The organism is Streptomyces yokosukanensis (genome assembly GCF_001514035.1).
Taxonomy (GTDB): Bacteria; Actinomycetota; Actinomycetes; order Streptomycetales; family Streptomycetaceae; genus Streptomyces; species Streptomyces yokosukanensis.
The window spans coordinates 1-17,371 of record NZ_KQ948228.1 but is presented as its reverse complement, the minus strand read 5'-3'; the positions used below and the strand labels follow the sequence as shown (position 1 = coordinate 17,371).

Annotated in this window: 17 protein-coding genes; 8 read left to right on the top strand and 9 right to left on the bottom strand. The window is 73.6% G+C overall.

Annotated elements, in window-relative coordinates:
• The first annotated feature begins 83 nt into the window (after positions 1 to 83).
• The gene (locus AQI95_RS38050) at positions 84 to 1,580 is read left to right on the top strand and encodes a long-chain-fatty-acid--CoA ligase (protein WP_067135040.1); all 1,497 of its coding nucleotides are present in this window, start codon (positions 84 to 86) and stop codon (positions 1,578 to 1,580) included.
• A 67-nt stretch (positions 1,581 to 1,647) separates the two neighbouring features.
• Here AQI95_RS38050 and AQI95_RS38045 read toward each other — a convergent pair whose 3' ends face one another.
• The 4 genes from AQI95_RS38045 to AQI95_RS38030 form a co-directional block, all read right to left on the bottom strand.
• On the bottom strand, positions 1,648 to 2,907 hold the full coding sequence (locus AQI95_RS38045) for an RNA polymerase sigma factor (RefSeq protein WP_067135038.1): 1,260 nt from the start codon (positions 2,905 to 2,907) through the stop codon (positions 1,648 to 1,650).
• Complete coding sequence (locus AQI95_RS38040) at positions 2,904 to 3,245, bottom strand: YciI family protein (protein ID WP_067135036.1); 342 nt, start codon at positions 3,243 to 3,245, stop codon at positions 2,904 to 2,906. Before AQI95_RS38040 ends, AQI95_RS38045 begins: the two co-directional genes overlap by 4 nt.
• Positions 3,242 to 3,988: a nuclear transport factor 2 family protein gene (locus AQI95_RS38035; protein ID WP_067135033.1), complete on the bottom strand. Its 747-nt coding sequence runs from the start codon at positions 3,986 to 3,988 to the stop codon at positions 3,242 to 3,244. Before AQI95_RS38035 ends, AQI95_RS38040 begins: the two co-directional genes overlap by 4 nt.
• A 126-nt stretch (positions 3,989 to 4,114) precedes the next feature.
• Positions 4,115 to 5,524, bottom strand: coding sequence for a hypothetical protein (locus tag AQI95_RS38030; RefSeq protein WP_067135031.1), 1,410 nt, complete (start codon positions 5,522 to 5,524; stop codon positions 4,115 to 4,117).
• A gap of 286 nt (positions 5,525 to 5,810) precedes the next feature.
• Here AQI95_RS38030 and AQI95_RS38025 point away from each other — a divergent pair, with 286 nt between their 5' ends.
• Entirely contained in the window at positions 5,811 to 6,725 is a 915-nt protein-coding gene (locus tag AQI95_RS38025) for a TolB-like translocation protein (protein WP_079071805.1), read from the top strand.
• 48 nt (positions 6,726 to 6,773) lie between these two features.
• Here AQI95_RS38025 and AQI95_RS38020 read toward each other — a convergent pair whose 3' ends face one another.
• Entirely contained in the window at positions 6,774 to 7,289 is a 516-nt protein-coding gene (locus AQI95_RS38020; protein WP_244188974.1) for a hypothetical protein, read from the bottom strand.
• Between the two features lie 156 nt (positions 7,290 to 7,445).
• On the opposite strand from AQI95_RS38020, the gene AQI95_RS38015 reads away from it, so the two are divergent.
• Both AQI95_RS38015 and AQI95_RS38010 read left to right on the top strand, forming a co-directional pair.
• On the top strand, positions 7,446 to 8,117 hold the full coding sequence (locus AQI95_RS38015; RefSeq protein WP_067135025.1) for a M15 family metallopeptidase: 672 nt from the start codon (positions 7,446 to 7,448) through the stop codon (positions 8,115 to 8,117).
• Between the two features lie 13 nt (positions 8,118 to 8,130).
• Complete coding sequence (locus AQI95_RS38010; RefSeq protein ID WP_067135023.1) at positions 8,131 to 9,180, top strand: alpha/beta hydrolase; 1,050 nt, start codon at positions 8,131 to 8,133, stop codon at positions 9,178 to 9,180.
• Between the two features lie 24 nt (positions 9,181 to 9,204).
• Here the strand turns inward: AQI95_RS38010 and AQI95_RS49955 are convergent, their stop codons facing one another.
• The 4 genes from AQI95_RS49955 to AQI95_RS37990 form a co-directional block, all read right to left on the bottom strand.
• Positions 9,205 to 11,448 (bottom strand): FUSC family protein, encoded by a 2,244-nt coding sequence (locus tag AQI95_RS49955; protein WP_107121870.1) that lies wholly within the window; start codon positions 11,446 to 11,448, stop codon positions 9,205 to 9,207.
• A gap of 62 nt (positions 11,449 to 11,510) precedes the next feature.
• A complete protein-coding gene (locus tag AQI95_RS38000) occupies positions 11,511 to 12,368 on the bottom strand; it encodes a 5-oxoprolinase subunit C family protein (protein ID WP_067135021.1) in 858 nt (285 codons plus the stop codon).
• Positions 12,365 to 13,027 carry a 5-oxoprolinase subunit B family protein gene (locus AQI95_RS37995; protein ID WP_067135019.1) on the bottom strand — a complete coding sequence of 221 codons (663 nt, stop codon included), beginning with the start codon at positions 13,025 to 13,027 and terminating at the stop codon, positions 12,365 to 12,367. The genes AQI95_RS38000 and AQI95_RS37995 overlap by 4 nt, the downstream gene beginning before the upstream one ends.
• Positions 13,024 to 13,776 carry a LamB/YcsF family protein gene (locus tag AQI95_RS37990; protein WP_067135017.1) on the bottom strand — a complete coding sequence of 251 codons (753 nt, stop codon included), beginning with the start codon at positions 13,774 to 13,776 and terminating at the stop codon, positions 13,024 to 13,026. The genes AQI95_RS37995 and AQI95_RS37990 overlap by 4 nt, the downstream gene beginning before the upstream one ends.
• A gap of 168 nt (positions 13,777 to 13,944) precedes the next feature.
• On the opposite strand from AQI95_RS37990, the gene AQI95_RS37985 reads away from it, so the two are divergent.
• Genes AQI95_RS37985 through AQI95_RS37970 form a run of 4 tightly spaced genes read left to right on the top strand, consistent with a single transcriptional unit; the run spans position 13,945 to position 17,371 of the window.
• Positions 13,945 to 14,664, top strand: coding sequence for a DUF969 domain-containing protein (locus tag AQI95_RS37985; protein ID WP_067135015.1), 720 nt, complete (start codon positions 13,945 to 13,947; stop codon positions 14,662 to 14,664).
• Entirely contained in the window at positions 14,661 to 15,635 is a 975-nt protein-coding gene (locus AQI95_RS37980; RefSeq protein WP_067135012.1) for a DUF979 domain-containing protein, read from the top strand. The genes AQI95_RS37985 and AQI95_RS37980 overlap by 4 nt, the downstream gene beginning before the upstream one ends.
• A gap of 51 nt (positions 15,636 to 15,686) precedes the next feature.
• Complete coding sequence (gene pcp / locus AQI95_RS37975) at positions 15,687 to 16,337, top strand: pyroglutamyl-peptidase I (RefSeq protein WP_067135010.1); 651 nt, start codon at positions 15,687 to 15,689, stop codon at positions 16,335 to 16,337.
• Positions 16,337 to 17,371 carry a DUF2891 domain-containing protein gene (locus AQI95_RS37970; protein WP_067135008.1) on the top strand — a complete coding sequence of 345 codons (1,035 nt, stop codon included), beginning with the start codon at positions 16,337 to 16,339 and terminating at the stop codon, positions 17,369 to 17,371. Before pcp ends, AQI95_RS37970 begins: the two co-directional genes overlap by 1 nt.

Here is a 17,371-nt window from a genome sequence, read left to right as displayed (position 1 = left end):
TGGTTCATCGGCACCAATTCGGGTCCGAAGGTCGTGTCGAGCGCCCAGTGGCTGTCATCCGGCCGCGGCCTAGCCTCGCTCCCATGAACCTCGCATCCCACCTGGTCGGCAGCGCCCGGACCCGGCCGGATCGCACCGCGCTCCGCCTGGGAGACACCGCCGTCTCCTACCGCGCGCTCGACCGGGGCAGCGCCCGTATGGCAGGACTGCTCCACGACCGTGGCGTGAAGCCCGGGGACCGGGTCGCGCTCATGCTGCCCAACGTCCCGGAGTTCGCCCTCGCCTACTACGGCGTGCTCCGGGCCGGCGGCGTCATCGTCCCGATGAACCCCCTGCTCAAGTCCCGTGAGGTCGCCTACTACCTCGCCGACTCGGGCGCCCGGTTCCTCTTCGCGTGGCACGACTTCGCCGACGAGGCACGCGCCGGTGCGCAGCAGGAGGAGGCGGAGGCGGTCACCGTCGCCCCGGGCGCGTTCGCCGAACTGCTGGAGTCCGCCGCGCCCCTTGAGGCTCTGGTCGACCGGCACGAGGACGACACCGCGGTCATTCTCTACACCTCGGGGACGACCGGTCAGCCCAAGGGTGCCGAGCTGACCCACGCCAACCTCGCCCGCAACTGCGACATCGTGGCCACCGAGTTGTTCCGGCTCTCCAGCGACGACGTGATTTTCGGCGGGCTGCCGCTGTTCCACGCCTTCGGGCAGACCTGCACCCTCAACGCCACCGTCACCTGCGGCGCATGCCTCACGCTGCTGCCGCGCTTCGACGCGGCGACGGCACTGGGCATCCTCGCCGGGCACGGGGTGACCGTCTTCGCGGGGGTGCCGACGGTGTACGGCAGGCTGTTGCGGGAGCCCGGCCGGGACACCTTCGACGTATCGCGGCTGCGCGTGGCCCTCACCGGCGGTGCGCCGATGCCGGTCCAGGTGCTGTACGACTTCCAGGCGGCGTTCGACTGCGTCGTGCTCGAAGGGTACGGGCTGTCCGAGACGTCGCCCGTCGCCTCGTTCAACACGCTGGTGCCCGGCCCCAAGCCCGGTTCGGTCGGTACCCCGATCCCCGGCGTCGGGATGCGGGTGGTCGAAGGCGGCGAGGAAGTGGCGCGGGGGGAGACCGGAGAGATCGCGATCCGCGGCCACAACGTGATGAAGCGGTACTGGCGACGCCCCGACGAGACCGCCGCCACCATCCGGGACGGCTGGCTGTACACGGGCGATCTCGGCCGGGTCGACGAGGACGGGTACTTCTGGATCGTCGGGCGGACGAAGGACGTGATCATTCGCGGCGGCTACAACGTGTACCCCCGCGAGATCGAGGACGTGCTGTACGAGCACCCCGCGGTCGCCGACGCCGCGGTCATCGGGCTCCCCGACGCCGATCTCGGCGAGGAGGTCGGTGCGGTGGTCGTTCTCGAACCGGGCGCCCGTGCGACGGCCGAGGAACTGCGCGCGTACGTCAAGCGCCAGGTCGCCGCCTACAAGTATCCGCGCAAGGTCTGGATCGTGGACGCGCTGCCGAAGGGGCCGACCGGCAAGATCCTCAAGCGGGAGATCGTCCCACCGGCCGATCTGCACGGATGACGAGGAAACGGACGCCGGGGAGACGGGGCGACGAGGCAGCGGAGCGGTGAGGAGAGAGCGCCCGGTGTCACGCGGCTCGGCACTGCGCGAGCCGCTTCTCCAGGAACCTGCGCTCCGCGTCGTTCTCGACCAGTTCCAGGGCCCGTTCGTACGCCGTCGCCGCCTCCCGGGTCCGCCCCATGCGGCGCAGCAGGTCCGCGCGGGTGGCGGGCAGCAGGTGGTATCCGGACAGCTCGTCGTGCCGCTCCAGCTCCTCGACCAGGGCGAGGCCGGCCTCACCGCCCTCGGCCATGCCCACGGCGACCGCGCGGTTGAGCCGGACCACGGCCGAGGGGACGTACCGCTGGAGTTCGCCGTAGAGGCCGGCGATGTCGGCCCAGTCGGTGTCGGCGGCGCGGGCCGCGGTGGTGTGGCAGGCTGCGATGGCCGCCTGGATCTGGTACGGCCCGGGCCGGCCGCGGCGCAGGGCGCCCGCCAGGAGAGCCACTCCCTCGTCGATCTCGGCGCGGTCCCATCGCGTGCGGTCCTGGTCCTCCAGGGTCACCAGGTCGCCCGCCGTGTCCACCCGGGTGTCCCGGCGTGCGTCGTGCAGCAGCGCAAGCGCGAGCAGGCCGACGGCCTCGGGTTCGTCGGGCATCAGCCGGGCGAGGAGGCGGGCCAGCCGAATGGCCTCCGCACACAGGCCGTCGCGCATCAGATCGGCGCCGGTGGAGGCGGCGTACCCCTCGTTGAACAGCAGGTAGAGCACCCCGAGAACGCCCGTCATGCGCTCGGGCAGCAGATGTGCCGGCGGCACCCGGTAGGGGATGCCCGCATTGCGGATCTTCCGCTTGGCGCGGACCAGCCGCTGCGCCATCGTCGCCTCGGGGACGAGGAACGCGCGCGCGATCTCGGGCGTGGTCAGTCCCGCGAGGGTGCGCAGGGTCAGCGCGACCCGGGCCTCGATGGGCAGCGCGGGGTGGCAGCAGGTGAAGATCAGCCGCAGCCGGTCGTCCGGCACACCGCTGTCGTCGCCCTCGTGATCCGGGTCGTACGGTCCCTCGTCCCGCGCCGACACCGCCGCCTCCCGCAGCTTCTGCGCCCCCACCGCCTCCCGGCGCAGTACGTCCAGGGCGCGGTTGCGGGCGGTCGTGGTCAGCCAGGCGCCGGGGCGGCGCGGCACTCCGTCGCGCCGCCACCGCTCCAGTGCCTGGGCGAAGGCGTCCTGCGCGCACTCCTCGGCGAGGTCCCAGTCGCCGGTCACCCGGATCAGGGTCGCGACGACCTGGCCCCACTCCTCGCGGAAGGCGGTGGCGACGGCCTCCTCGATGTCGTCCGTGGTGCTCACTCCCAGACCGGCCGCACCTCGACCGTGCCGCCGGCGAGTGCCGCCGGGTGCCGGGAGGCGAGCGCGATGGCCTCGTCGAGGTCGGCGACCTCGATGATGTCGAGGCCCGCGATGTACTCCTTGGTCTCGGCGAACGGCCCGTCGCTCAGCAGCACTTCGTCGCCCTGGACGCGCACGGTGGTCGCGTCGGCGGCGGGCCGCAGCCGGGCACCGCCCTTGACGACGTCACGGGTGCGGACCTCGTGGATGTACGAGGCGAAACGGGGGTCGACGGCGATCTCGGCGGGGCTGAGCTCCTCGCCGCCGACCGGGGTGCAGATGAACAGGACGTACTTCATGACCGCTCCTTCGGGGGCGTCGCGTCCGACGGGACCGAGACATGCTGGTGGGCGATGAGCCAGGTGGACCCGGCGTCGCGGTAACCGGTGGTCACGCGGACCACGCGGTCCAGGACCCCGCCGTCGACGCGGGTGGCGCGCAGACGGACGACGGCGTGGCTGAAGGCGCTGCCCTCGCCGGGACGCACGCGCAGGTCGAGAACCTCGCGGTGCACGGGTCCGCTGAGGGTGGCGAAACAGGCTTCGACAGCCTTGCGGAGCGCGGCGATCCCCCGTGTCTCCTCGGCACCGACGAGGTGGAAGGCCTCGACGTCGGGGGCGTAGCAGGCCGTCATGCGGTCGATGTCCCGCTCGCGGGCGGCCTCGGTCAGCTCGGCGTCGATGCGTCGGACGGCCGTCTCGGCGTCCTCCGTGAACCCCTCGTCCCAGAAGGGGCGCACCTCCATGGCCCCGATCGTGGCCATCGGATGCTGGGCGGCGATCCGAACGGCCTCCTCCAGGCTGTCGCAGTCGACGACGTCGAATCCGGCGACGTACTCCTTCGTCTCCGCGAACGGTCCGTCGGTCCGCAGCACCTCGCCCTCGCGCACCCGCACGGTGACCGCCTCGGCCGGCAGCCGCAGCCGGTGGCCGTACAGGCGGGCGCCGCGCCGGACGCCGTGCTCCTCCACCCAGGGTTCGACCGGTGCCGCCCCGGAGGGGTCGGCGGTGTCGTCGCCGCAGACCAGCAGCATGTACTTCATCGTTCCTCCCGGTCCTCATGAGCTTCCTACACCCCACCGACGAACGGCGCCGGGCGGAATCGACACACCGCCGCGGACGGGGTCGCCTTGTTCGGGCGGCCCCGTCCGCGGCTCGGCCGCCGTGCCTCAGTTCAAGGTGAGGGCCGCGCAGTCGTTGCTGCCGTTCGGGTCGAAGGCCGGCCGGTGGGAGTGGGCCGGATCCGGACCCCAGACCAGCTGGACGCCGCCCTCGGCCTTCGGGACCACCTCGTCGACCCGGAGGGTGAGGGTGAAGTCGGTGACCTGTCCCTTGGGCAGTTCGATGCCCGGCGGACCGCAGACGTAGGGCCCGTGGGCCTGTGCCGTCGGGTTGTCCAGCTGCCACGGGGCGCAGTTCGCCGAGTGACCGACGGCGGTGGTACCTGACGGAAGCGTCACCCAGACGGCGGGCACCCCCTCACCGCCGCTGCGGTCGTACAGGGTGGCCGGACCGTGGGCGGACAGCCGGAAGGCGAAGGTCGCGTTCTTGCCCGCGTCGGCCCGCGCGCTCGCGCCGCTGACGGCAAAGTCGGCCGTGTTGCGTGCCTGGAGCGAAGTGATCCGGTAGTCCGTGCCGCCGCCGTTCTGCGGCAGCGAGACGGAGCCGGCCGGGGCCGAGGACTTCCGGCCCGCCTTGACCACCTTCAGCTTGAGCGCGGCCCCCTTGCCCCAGGTCCACTTGATGCCCTGGCCGTCCGGCCAGCCCGGTTGTCCGAGCGGCGCGGTCATCGTGTCGAGGTAGGTGTAGAGCGCGGCGGAGTTCACCCGCAGGCGCACCGGTGCGGCCAGCGCGGCCGTCTCTGCGATGCCGATGGCGCCCCCGGGACGGCACTTCGCGTAGTGGATGCTGCCGAGGATCCCGTACGCGCAGTTGGAGTAGTGGTCGGCGAAGTCCAGGCCGGGTGAGACGGCGAAGACGGTCTGGACGCCCTTGGCGGGCCGGTTGCCCGTGTTGGTGAACCGGACGGGTTCGCTCACGGTGCTGCCGACCTTCAGGCCGGTGTGGTCGCTCAGCTCGTCGAGGCCGAAGAAGGGGCCGCCCACTTCGGCCCTGCCCGTGCCGCCCACGATCTGCGCGTGCGCGGACCGGCCGGTGACCTTGTACGTTCCCGTGGCACCGAGCGCGGCGCCCTTCAGCGGGGTCAGGGTCAGCCGGGTCATGGCGCCCATGTGGCTGGTGGGAGAGGAGTCGGACTCGAACGTCTCCGAGCAGGTGGCCACCAGGCCCTTGGCCGTGCAGTTGTCCGAGAACGTCACCTTGGCGATCTTCGCCAGGCCTCGGGCGTCCACGGTCAGCGTGGTGTCGTCGGCCTGAAGGTTCTTCGCCGTGGTCCGAAAATCGAAGGACACGTCGGCCGTGGCGGGCGCGGCCGGCAGGGCCACCGGCGCCGGAGTGTCCAGGGTGATCACCGGCCCGCCGGTGGCGGCGCCGGCCGGTGCCGTGCCCAGCAGTCCCGCTGCCAGGCCCGTGGCGGCCAGGAAGCACGCGGCCGTACCGGTGAGGGATCTTCGTCTCATCAACATCCTTGGGGTTGCAGGCGTTTCACGCCGTTCGAAAGCAGGGTGAGGGGACCCTAGCCCCATGGCGCCGCGTGCTCGGCACCGGCCTGCGGGGAGTGGTCCCGTCCGCTTTCCGGGCGGTGTTACGCCCTTGTGACACCGAGCGGACGGTTCGAGGATCGAGGCCTGTCACGCTGGATCTCGGACAGAGCAGCAGGCGGTCGTGTGGCCTTCGGCGACCTGGGCGACGGCGGAGCGGCTCTGACGCCGACCCGACCCGTCGATGTTCCTGGGGGAATACTTCATGACCATGCGCACCCGCTCCATCGCGGCCGCCATCGCCGTGGCCGCGGCCGTCACCGGCACGGCGCTGCTCGGCGCCTCCGGCGCCGCCTCGGCCTCGACGTCGACCAGCGCCTCGCACGGGACGCTGACCATCAGCAACGGCTCCTCGCAGGTGCTGATCGGCGGCCACAAGGTGAACTTCGGAGTCCCGGTCCGGGACCTGGCCTGGTCCCCGGACGGGGCCAAGGCCGCCTTCATCGACGGCTCCGGAAACCTGGACGTCGCACGCCCCGACGGCAGCGGGCGCGTCGTCGTCGCCAAGAACCCGGGCGGCCAGAACTGGTCCCACCCCACCTGGCAGGTGACCCCGAAGGACTCCCAGATCGGCCTCCCCGCCCGGGACAACCTCATTTTCGCCGCCCGCGACAAGGGGGTGTCCCGTCTGAAGTACGTCTCCGCCAAGGCCGTCCACGGCACCCCCAAGACGCTGTCCCTGAACGGCGACCCCGGCCCGGGCGGCGCGCTGCCGCAGACCGGCAACGTCTGGCCCGAGGCGGCCGGGCACTACGGCACTTCGGTCTACGCCAACGTCGACACGGGCGCCGTCTACATCCGTGACGACTACACGCGCCAGCAGGGCGGCAAGCTCACCAAGGGCTCCGAGCCCGCCCTGTCCCCCAGCGAGGAGGAGGTCGTCTTCGTGCGCTCGGTCGCCGGGCACGACCACGTGCTCGTCGAGGACTTCATGCACGGCAACCACATCAAGGACCTCACCCCGCACGCCACCACCGACTACACCGAGCCGGCCTGGTCCCCCGACGGCAAGACCCTCGCGGTGCGCACCCCGTCCGGCACGGTGACCCTGCCGTCCGACGGCACGGGGCACCCCGCCAAGGTCACCTCCACCGTGGGCCTGGCGGCGTACCGCCCCTGACGTCGTACGACGGGACGGGCCGGACGCGCCCGGGGCGCGGGGTGCGGGTCACTTCGCGGTCCGGGCCAGCTCGGCCCGCAGTTCGTCCAGGTGCGCGTCGGCCGTGTCGTGCGGCAGGAACTCGACGACGTCGAGGAACCGGAAGAGCACCCGGTCGCCGGTGACGGCGTACTCGTACTCGGCGAACCCCACCACGGCACCCATGGCGCCCCGGACAGCGCCGCGCACCACATGGGAGGTCAGGTCGTCCGGGTCCATCGCCGACATGCCGCGCCGGGCGTTGGGCCGGGCCAGATACGGGCACACCATCGAGGCGTACAGCATGCACGCACGATGCCCCGGGCCTTCCAGAGTGGGCGCGAGATTGCGGTAGGGCCGGCCGGCGGCCAGCGCCTCCCCGATCGCCGCGCTCTCCGCGGCCCCCACCACGCGCCACACCGGCCCCTGCGGCATGCCCTGGTCGCACACCGAGCACAGGCGCTTCCTCGCGCACGCGGCGCTGCGTTCGTAGTCGGTCAGCGCGAACTGGGGCTTGTCCCCCTCCCAGGGCGTGATCGCCGGCACGGGATATCCACGAGTGTCGCGGGGCCGCGCCTCGACCCCCGCAGGCATGGGCACAGTCTCGAATCGCACGAGCCATGCCTACCAGGGCCGACCGCTTCCGGCCAAGACCGGCGAAGACGGCCGTCGCCCGCCGGGCGGTCGGCGAGGATCACCCGTATGAACGAGATCGTGCTGATGGCGGATCCACGGGTCGCGGCCGTCCCCGTGACCGACTGCGGTGAACCCCTTGTCGACGTCCGGCGGCACGACGCCCTCGCCGTGGACTCGCGCAGGGCCGAGCCGTCCGGGGCGTTCGCGCATCTGCGACAAGGAGTGCTGGACCGTCTGCTGAAGGCTCAGGAGCTGCTCCCGGACGGCGTACGCCTGCTGTTCGTCGAGGGCTACCGGCCGCCCGCACTACAGCGCCGCTACTTCGACACGTACGCCGGCACCCTGCGGGCCGGTCATCCGAACTGGTCACCGCAGCGGATTCGCGTGGCCGCGAGCCGCTATGTGTCGCCGCCGGAGATCGCGCCGCACAGCGCCGGCGCGGCGGTGGACCTCACGCTGGTGCACGCCGACGGGCGCGAACTGGACATGGGTACGCGGGTGAACGCCGACCCGGAGGAGAGCGACGGGGCCTGCTGCACGGACGCCGCCGCCATCGCCCCGCAGGCACGGGCCAACCGGCGGGTGCTGGGGGACGCGCTCGGCGCCGTGGGGCTGGTCAACTACCCGACCGAGTGGTGGCACTGGTCGTACGGCGACCGCTACTGGGCTCTGCGCACCGGGGCCGCCGGTGCGCTGTACGGGCCGCGGGAGCTTCCGGGCCCCGCGTCCGACGGGTGATTGACTGGGCCGCATGGATCTCGCGGACGACCTTCCCTCGCAGACCGGCTCCATCCCGATGACGTGGGACGCTCCCCCTTTCGACCCCGAACTGGCCCTGGCTCTGGCCCGTTCGACGAGCGGGGCGAGGGAGCCGATCACGCCGGAGAACCTCGCTGCCCGGCAGGAGCGGGACGCGGCCGTCCGGCCGAGGCCCACGGTGCAGGAGCTGCGGGCGGACGGCCGCTTCGCGGTGGCGGAGCTGCGGGTGCCGGGAGCGCCGCACGGGCCGGACGTCACGCTCGTGAGCGCGCGGCCCGCCGGGCTCCACGGGCCGCTGCCGCTGCTGTACTACCTGCACGGCGGCGGAATGATCACGGGCAACGCGTGGTCGGTTCTGCCGCGCGTCCTGCGGGACTGGGCCGAACCCCTGGGGCTGGCCGTGGTCTCCGTCGAGTACCGGCTGGCACCCCAGGCGCGCTACCCGGCAGCGGTGGAGGACTGTTACGCGGGGCTCGTCTGGGTGGCCGCGCACGCGGCGGAGCTGGCCGTGGACGCCGACCGGATCGTCGTCGGGGGAAAGAGCGCCGGCGGCGGACTCGCGGCTGCGCTCGCCCTGCTCACCCGTGACCGGGGCGGGCCAGCGCCGATCGGGCAACTGCTGCTCTGCCCGATGCTCGACGACCGCGCCGGCACGGTCTCCAGCCGCCAGCTGGCCGGCGTCGACACCTGGGACCGCACCTCGAGCGCCACCGCGTGGCAGGCGCTGCTGGGCGACCGCTACGGCGCCCCGGACCTGCCGCCGTACGCGGCGCCCGCCCGCGCCACGGATCTGTCCGCGCTGCCGCCGGCGTACCTCGACGTCGGTTCCGCCGAGACGTTGAGGGACGAGGGCGTGGCCTACGCGCAGGCGATCTGGCGGGCCGGGGGCCAGGCCGAACTGCATGTGTGGCCCGGTGCCTTCCACGGCTTCGACACCATCGCACCGCGGGCGGCCCTCAGCCGGGACGCCCGCGACACCCGCACCCGCTGGCTGCGGCGCGTCCTCACCCGGTCCGACGAGGTCGGGGGCCCCGCCCGGTGACGCCGGGCGCCGCCGGCGCCGCGGTCAGGGCGGGTGCGGGTCCGGCCCGGGTCCGCTGCCGCCGTGCGCGATCCGGGTCAGGTCGGTCAGGAGGGACTCCAGCCACGACACGGTCGCGTAGTACAGGCGTGGTGCGCCGGGCGGCTCGGTGACTGCCTGCCCGAGCGCGGGATCGATCAGCGGAACCGGCCCGGCCGGGGTGTCCGCTCCGGGATCCAGCGCGGCCGAGACCAGCAGCATCCGCCCGGCCACCCGGTCCCCCAGCGCGCCGACGGATTCGGCCGCCGCGGTGCCCAGTCCGGTCAGCGGCGGCGTCAGCAGCCGCTCGGACCCCCACAGGGTGTGGTGACCGGTGAGCAGTGTCGCCTGCCAGTCCACGGCAGGCGGGGCGGCCCGGCGTGCCGCGCCGCCGAAAGGTGTCGGCTCGCTCTGGAACTGGGCGTACGCGGATTCGGCGAGGACGACCGCGCGCTGCAGGGACCGGTGACCGGGCTGGCCGGGCGGCGCGACGACCACCGCGCCCCCGCCGGCCACCGACGCGCCGGTGGCGACCACGATCTCGGCTGCCCTGCGCAGGAGTTCGGCCGCCGCCTGGCGCAGCTCGTCATGGGCGCCGCGTGGCCAGGCCAGCAGTCCGAAGACGGCGCCGATCGCACTGCCGACCAGCACGTCCAGCATCCTGACCTCGGCCAGTCGCCATGTCGGCACCGACAGCTGGGCGAAGACCAGGGCCACGAGCACGGTGAACAGCCCCTGCGCCCAGCCGACGCCCTTGACCGGCCCGACCGTGAACGCGAACAGCATCCACACCGGCAGCACGACGGCGTAGACGGCGGTGTGGGGCCCGGCCAGGCTCAGTGTCGCGGCGGTGACGAAGGCTCCGGCCAGGGTGCCGGCGAGCGCCAGGCGGATGGTGTGCCAGGTCTCGTCCATGGTGGTCCGGGTGAGGGTCAGCGTCGCCAGCATGGCCCAGAATCCGTGGGGGAGCGTGTCCACGCCCGCCACGAGCCGGGCGGCGGTCAGCGCCAGGGCGATACGGGCCGCGTTCTGGAAGAACACCGACCGGCGCCCGGCGTGGCCGCGCAGCCGGTGCCACCACAACGCCGGCGCCCAGGTCCCGGCGTACCAGAAGCGGCTCTGCGCGATCTCCAGCGCGGCGTGCCTGCCCCGTACGGCCAGATCGGCCGCCGCCGCCATGGCGAGCGCGGCGTCGGCGATCTCCAGCACGGCGGCGTGCCGCCGCAGCACGGGGGGCGGGAAGTCGAGCGCGGCAGCGGCAGCGGCTTCGGGCGCGGGAGCGCGAGCGGTTTCGGGCGCGGGAGCGCGAGCGGTTTCGGGGACGGGGGCCGTGCGGGGGCCGACCGAGACGGCGGACAGCCGCGCCCGTGCCGTGACCAGGTGTTCGTACGCTGCCACCGGCGACGGTCCGGCCGCCAGGCAGGTCGCGGTCGCGGTCGCGAGTTGTGCCACGGCCTGGAGCACGGCGGTCGGCTCGGGGCCCGGTTGTCCGTCGGGCGGGGCGGGCAGCTGTGCCAGACGGCTGAGAAGGGTGCGTGTGGTGAGGCCGGTGTGGGCCAGGGCGCGGTCGCGCACTCCGGGGCCCGCGGGGCGATCCGCCTCCGGCACGGTCAGGGACCGCAGCGACCGGCTCGTCTCCCAGGCTGCCCGGATGTCGCTGCCGGTCAGCGTGTACGGCGCCGTGGCGAGCAGGGCCGCGCAGTGTGCGGCGGTGCGCGCGGCATGGGCGGCCCGCGCCCGGTAGGACGGCGGGCCGGGCTCGGGAAAGACCAGGGCCTCGACGGCGATGAAGAGCGCCAGTCCGGTGGTCGTACCGATCAGGCGCTCGCCGAGCGTGTCGGGAGCGTACGGCGGGAAGGACGGGAGGATGTAGAGGAGTTGCAGGCCCGGCGCCGCCCCCGCGAGGCGTGGGCCGCCCACGGCGGCGAAGGCCAGCGCGAAGCCGACCGCCAGCATGCCGACGACGGCGCTCCAGGTCCGCACCGACAGACAGGTGCCGACGACGATCAGCAGCCAGCACACCGGCAGCAGGCGCAGCACCGTCGCGGCCCGCTGCCGTCCGGTGCCGGGGATCTTGGCGAGTCCGCCGACCGCGACGGCGGCGAACAGCGCGTAGGTGGCCGCGACGGGGCGGTCGAGGCCGTAGCGGAAGAGGTAGAAACCGGCCGCCGCGACCAGCGTCACGCGCACCGCCCGTCGCCCCGAGACGGCGTAGTCCGCCGGAATCCGGCGGACCGGGACACGGCCCACGCTTCCAGAATCGCCCACCGCGCACGGCCCGGCACGCTGCCGGGGTGGCGGCGGCGGACGGCTCACCCCAGGGTGAAGCGGATCGGCGTGCCCGCCGCCGCCTGGGCCGCTGCCGCCAGCGCGGGCTCGGCGACGACGCCGATCACCGGGTAGCCGCCGGTGGTCGGGTGGTCGTGCAGGAACACCACCGGGCGGCCGTCCGGGGGCACCTGCACGGCGCCGAGGACCATGCCCTCGCTCGGCAGCTCGCCGGTGGACACGCGCTCCAGCGGCGGCCCTTCGGTGCGCAGGCCTATGCGGTTGCTGTGCTGCGACACGCGGTAGGTCGCCGAGGTGAGGGTGTGCGGCGCGGCGGGGGTGAACCAGTCGGCGCGCGGGCCGAGTCGCAGTGGCAGGGTCAGTTCGGCGGGCGGCGCCGGCCAGGGAGCGGCGTCGGGCGGCGTCGGTCGCCCGGCGGGAGCGCCCAGCGGGAGGACGTCCCCGTCGCGCAGGGGCGCCGGGCCGAGTCCGGAGAGCAGGTCCGTGGCGCGGCTGCCGAGGACGGGCTCGACGGCGATGCCGCCGGCGACGGCGACATAGGAGCGCACGCCCGCGCTCACGCCGCCGGCGTCGAGGACGGCGCCCGCGGGCACCCGTAGGGGCATGCCCCAGGCCGCCGGGCGTCCGTCGAGGGTGACCGGGCAGGGCGCGCCGCCGACGACGACGGTGACACCGCGGTCGGGGCGCAGGGCGCAGCCGGTGAGGGTGGTTTCCAGGACGGCGGCGTCGGGGGCGTTGCCGAGGAGCCGGTTGGCCAGGTTCATGGCCGGGGCGTCCAGGGCGCCGGAGCGGGGAACGCCCAGATGGGCGTGGCCGCGCCGACCGTGGTCCTGGACCGTGGTGAGGGCGCCGGAGCGTACGACGGTGAGCTTGACGGTCATGGTGTGCCGTCCACGCTGCCGGAGATCTCGGGGACGAACCGCACCCGGGTGCCCGGCGTGAGGAGGGCGGGTTGCTCCCGGGTGAGGTCCCACAGCGGTGTCGGGTCCGGCATGGTGCCGATCAGCTGCCAGCCGCCCGGGGTGGCGCGCGGGTACACCGCGCTGTAGGGACCGGCGAGCGCGACCGCGCCGGCCGGGACCCGGGTGCGGGGGGTGTCGCGCCGCGGTACGTGCAGTTCGGCGGGCAGACCCGTGAGGTAGCCGAAGCCGGGGGCGAAGCCGCAGAAGGCGACGCGGTAGGGGTACGAGGAGTGCCGGGCGCCGACCTCGTCGACGCCGACGCCCCACAGGGCGGCCACGTGTGCCAGGTCCGGTCCGTCGTAGCGCACGGGGATCTCCACGACCGCCCCTTCGTCGGCGGCGCGGGACGGCACGTCCCAGTCGGCGATCCGGCGGGCCAGTTCGTCCGGGTGTGCGACACCGTCCAGGAGCACGGTCCGTGCGCCCGGCACGATGTCCTCCACCGGTGGCAGGGTGCCCGCGGCGCGCCGCCGCAGGAGTTCGGCGTGGAAGGCTCCGGTGCGCTCGGCGTCGGGCAGGTCGACGAGCAGCGCGTGCCGCCCGGCGGGGCGCACCTGCACGGGGCGGCTCGGGGTCATGCGAACGCCCCGACCTCGACCCCGGCCGACACGAGGGCCTCGCGCACCCGCGCCGCGATCCGGGCGGCGCCCGGGGTGTCTCCGTGGACGCACAGGGAGCGGGCGGCCACCGGGACGGCCGTGCCGTCCACGGCCTCGACCGCTCCGTCCACGGCCAACGCCAGCGCACGCCGGACCACCGCGTCCTCGTCGGTCACCACGGCGCCGGGCTCGCGGCGTGGCACGAGGGTGCCCGCGGGGGTGTAGGCGCGGTCCGCGAAGGCTTCCGGTACGGCGGTGAGGCCCGCCCCCTCGGCGGCGGTCAGCAGCCGTGAGCCGGGCAGTCCGAGCACCGGCAGCGCTCCGCCGGCCAGGGTCACGCCGGCCACCACGGCCGCGGCCTGCTCGGCGTCGTGCACGGTGCGGTTGTACAGCGCGCCGTGCGGCTTGACGTAGGTGACCTCGGCGCCGGCGGCCTGTGCGAAGACCCGCAGTGCCCCGATCTGGTAGGCGATCTCGGCCGTCAGTTCGTCGGCGGGTACGTCCATGGCGCGGCGGCCGAAGCCGGCCAGGTCGCGGTAGGACACCTGGGCGCCGATCCGGACTCCGCGGGCGGCGGCGAGGTCGCAGACGCGGCGCATCACCGAGGGGTCGCCGGCGTGGAAGCCGCAGGCGACGTTGGCGCTGGTCACGACGGAGAGCAGGGCGTCGTCGTCGGTGAGGGTCCAGCGGCCGAAGCCTTCACCGAGGTCCGCGTTGAGGTCGATCACCTTCTGAACGTAATCGATTGTTGAACGATCCGACAAGAGATGGATTTTCCGACCGACCCCTTGTTCGATCGTTGAACGATCCCCTAGGGTCCGTGCATCCCTCACGGATTCGGGCCCCCGGATCCGCGCCGCCCGGGCCTCCCGCCCGCTCACGCCTAAGGCCACCGCATGATCGTTCTCCTCGGCGTGGTCGTGGTGATCCTCGGATTCGTCACGCGCCGCAACCCCGTCCTCGTGGTGGGCGTCGCCGGTGTCTTCACCGGACTGATCGGCGGGATGAACCCGCTGGAGGTCCTCGCGGCGTTCGGCCGGTCCTTCGCCGACAGCCGCTCGGTCACCGTCTTCGCCGTCGTCCTGCCGGTGATCGGCCTTCTGGAGCGCTACGGCCTGCGCGAACAGGCACGCAGGCTCATCGGCCGGCTCGGCGGCCTCAGCGCCGGCCGGTTCCTCGCCGTCTATCTGCTGGTCCGTCAGGTCACCGCGGCGTTCGGCCTCACCAGCATCTGCGGTCCCGCACAGACGGTGCGGCCCCTGGTCGCCCCGATGGCCGAGGCCGCCGCCGAGCGTTCGACGGGCGCGCCGCTGCCCGAGCGCCTCCGGGAGAAGGTGCGGTCCCACGCCGCGTCGGCCGACACCGTGGGCCTCTTCTTCGGCGAGGACTGCTTCATCGCGATCGGCTCGATCCTGCTGATCACCGGCTTCGTCAACTCGACGTACCACGAGAACCTGGAGCCGACCCAGCTGGCCCTGTGGGCACTGCCGCTCGCCGTCTGCGCCTTCTTCATCCACGGTGCCCGTCTGCTGCTCCTGGACCGGCAGTTGCAGCGGGACATGGCGCTCGCCGTCGCCGAACACGATCTGCCGCTGCCGAAGGGGACCGACAAGTGATCAAGGTCGAATGGCTCTACTGGCTGGTGGGTCTCGTCTTCGTCGTCATGGCCGTGCAGATGGCCGCCGACCGCAGCAACCCCAGGCGGTGGACGTCCGCCGCGTTCTGGGGCCTGCTCGGGCTGACCTTTCCCTACGGCACGGGTGTCGCCGACGCCACCGCGAAGAACGGCGGTTGGACCCTGCCCGCCGAACCGCTCGGCGTCGCCGTCCTCGCCCTGATCGTGCTCGCCGGATTCAACTTCCTCGGCAAGGGCGAACCCGTCACCAGCACCGCCGAGGAACGCGAGGCCTCCGCGGCCCGGCTCGGCAGCAAGATCTTCGTCCCCGCGCTGACCGTCCCCCTCGTCGCCATCGTCTGCGCCTCCCTGCTCGACACCTCCGGCCTGTTCGAGACGGGCAAGGCCACCCTGCTCGGGCTCGGCGTCGGCTGCCTCGTCGCCCTCGTCGTCGGCATGCTGGTCACCGGCGAGCGGAAGCTGTCGGTGCCGCTGCACTCCGGGCGTTCCATGCTGGAGGCGATGGGCTCCGCACTGCTGCTGCCCCAGCTCCTCGCCGTGCTCGGCTCGATCTTCGCGCTGGCCGGCGTCGGCACCCAGGTCGGCAGGATCGTGCACGACGTCCTGCCGGACAACTCCAAGTACCTCGCCGTGCTGGCGTACTGCGTCGGCATGTTCCTGTTCACCGTCATCATGGGCAACGCCTTCGCCGCGTTCCCGGTGATGACCGCGGCGATCGGCTGGCCGGTCCTCATCGAGCAGATGCACGGCCATGTGCCGGCCGTCCTCGCGATCGGCATGCTGGCCGGATTCTCCGGCACGCTGTGCACACCGATGGCCGCCAACTTCAACATCGTCCCGGCGACCCTGCTCGAACTGAAGGACCAGTACGGCCCCATCAAGGCCCAGATCCCGACGGCCCTTCCGCTCCTCGCCTGCTCCACCGTGATCATGGCGCTGTTCGCGTTCTGACCGACACCGGCCACCGCTTCTGGTGAAGAAGCACCTCGTGAAGGAAGTGCCATGACCCGCGTGCTCATCACCGGCTTCGCCCCCTTCGGCGGCGCGAGGATCAACCCGTCCTGGCAGGCGGCCTCGCTCGTGGCCGCCGAGCCGCCGGCCGGGCTCACCGTCACGGCCGCCGAACTCCCCTGTGTCTTCCGCGATTCCGTCGACGCCCTGCGCGAGGCCGTCCGCGAGAGCGACCCCGAACTCGTCCTGTGCCTCGGCCAGGCCGGCGGCCGCCCCGGCGTCACCGTGGAACGCGTCGCCATCAACGTCGACGACGCCCGCATCCCCGACAACGCGGGCAACCGGCCCATCGACGAGCCCGTGGTCCCGGGTGGCCCCGCCGCCTACTTCTCCACCCTCCCGGTGAAGGCCTGCGTCGCCGCCCTGCGCGCGGCCGGGGTCCCGGCGGCCGTGTCCCACACGGCCGGCACATTCGTCTGCAACCATGTCGCGTACGGCCTCGGCCACCTGATCGCCACCGAACTCCCGCACGCCCGGGGCGGTTTCGTGCACGTGCCCTGGGCGCCGGAACAGGTCACCGACGGCACCGCGCCGGCCCTGGAGCCCAGCACGGTCGCCCGCGGACTGCGCGCCCTGCTGGCCACCGCCGCCCGCACCCCCGCGGGGCGCGACCTGAAGGTCACCGAGGGAGCCACGCACTGATGCCGCTCACCGCCCGTGCGGCCGGCCTCGCCCGGCTCGCCCTCGCCAACATCACCCGGGAGTACCCCAACTCCCCCGCCCACCTGATGACTTCACCGGACGAGGACGTACGGCCCAGCGCCCTGCATCCCGCCTTCCACAGCGCCTACGACTGGCACTCCTCGGTCCATATGCACTGGCTGCTGGTCCGCCTGCTGCGCCGCCACGGCTCCACGCCCGCCTTCGCGGAGACGGCGCCCGTCATCGGCGTACTCGACCGGCACCTCACACCCCGGAACATCGCCGTCGAGGCCGCCTACCTCCTCGGCCGTCCCTCCTTCGAGCGGCCGTACGGCTGGGCCTGGCTGGTGGCGCTCGCCGCCGAGTGCCGGGCGTACGGGGGTGCGGCCGGCGACCGGTGGGCCGAGGCCCTGGCCCCGGGCGTCGCCGCCGTCGACGCACTGCTGACCGACTGGCTGCCGAAGGCCACGTATCCGGTGCGCCACGGGAACCATCCCAACAGCGCCTTCGCGCTCGGCCTCCTGCTGGACTCGGGCGAACTGCCCGCAGCGACCACCGATGCCGTACGGCGACGCCTGCTGGACTGGTTCGCCGACGACCACGACGCGCCCGTGCACTGGGAGCCCTCGAGCCAGGACTTCCTGTCCCCGGCACTGGTCGAGGCCGACGCGATGCGCCGGGTGCTCGACCGGGAGCGGTTCGCCCGGTGGCTCGACCGCTTCCTGCCCGCGCTGCGCTCCGGCGCGGCCTGCCCGCCGCTTCAGGTGCCGGTCGTCTCCGACCACGGCGACCCGCAGATCGGCCATCTGCTGGGGCTCACCCTCAGCCGGGCCGCCGCGCTGCGCTCGATCGCCGCCGCACTGCCGGACGGGCCGGTCCGTGCGCGGCTGGCGCGGGCCGCCGCGGCCCACCTGGCCCTCGGTCTGCCCGCCGTGCAGCGGGCGGACTTCACCACCGACCACTGGCTGGCCACCTTCGCGGCACTGGCCCTCGACGCCGGGACCGAGCCCGCGCCGGCCGGCGCACCCGGCTAG

What these genes read in the sequence shown, in the direction of transcription:
- AQI95_RS38050 (WP_067135040.1), top strand. Translation starts at nt 84, where the DNA reads ATGAACCTCGCATCCCACCTGGTCGGCAGCGCCCGGACCCGGCCGGAT.
- AQI95_RS38040 (WP_067135036.1), bottom strand. Translation starts at nt 3,245, where the DNA reads ATGAAGTACGTCCTGTTCATCTGCACCCCGGTCGGCGGCGAGGAGCTC.
- AQI95_RS38035 (WP_067135033.1), bottom strand. Translation starts at nt 3,988, where the DNA reads ATGAAGTACATGCTGCTGGTCTGCGGCGACGACACCGCCGACCCCTCC.
- AQI95_RS38030 (WP_067135031.1), bottom strand. Translation starts at nt 5,524, where the DNA reads ATGAGACGAAGATCCCTCACCGGTACGGCCGCGTGCTTCCTGGCCGCC.
- AQI95_RS38025 (WP_079071805.1), top strand. Translation starts at nt 5,811, where the DNA reads ATGACCATGCGCACCCGCTCCATCGCGGCCGCCATCGCCGTGGCCGCG.
- AQI95_RS38015 (WP_067135025.1), top strand. Translation starts at nt 7,446, where the DNA reads ATGAACGAGATCGTGCTGATGGCGGATCCACGGGTCGCGGCCGTCCCC.
- AQI95_RS38010 (WP_067135023.1), top strand. Translation starts at nt 8,131, where the DNA reads ATGGATCTCGCGGACGACCTTCCCTCGCAGACCGGCTCCATCCCGATG.
- AQI95_RS38000 (WP_067135021.1), bottom strand. Translation starts at nt 12,368, where the DNA reads ATGACCGTCAAGCTCACCGTCGTACGCTCCGGCGCCCTCACCACGGTC.
- AQI95_RS37995 (WP_067135019.1), bottom strand. Translation starts at nt 13,027, where the DNA reads ATGACCCCGAGCCGCCCCGTGCAGGTGCGCCCCGCCGGGCGGCACGCG.
- AQI95_RS37985 (WP_067135015.1), top strand. Translation starts at nt 13,945, where the DNA reads ATGATCGTTCTCCTCGGCGTGGTCGTGGTGATCCTCGGATTCGTCACG.
- pcp (WP_067135010.1), top strand. Translation starts at nt 15,687, where the DNA reads ATGACCCGCGTGCTCATCACCGGCTTCGCCCCCTTCGGCGGCGCGAGG.
- AQI95_RS37970 (WP_067135008.1), top strand. Translation starts at nt 16,337, where the DNA reads ATGCCGCTCACCGCCCGTGCGGCCGGCCTCGCCCGGCTCGCCCTCGCC.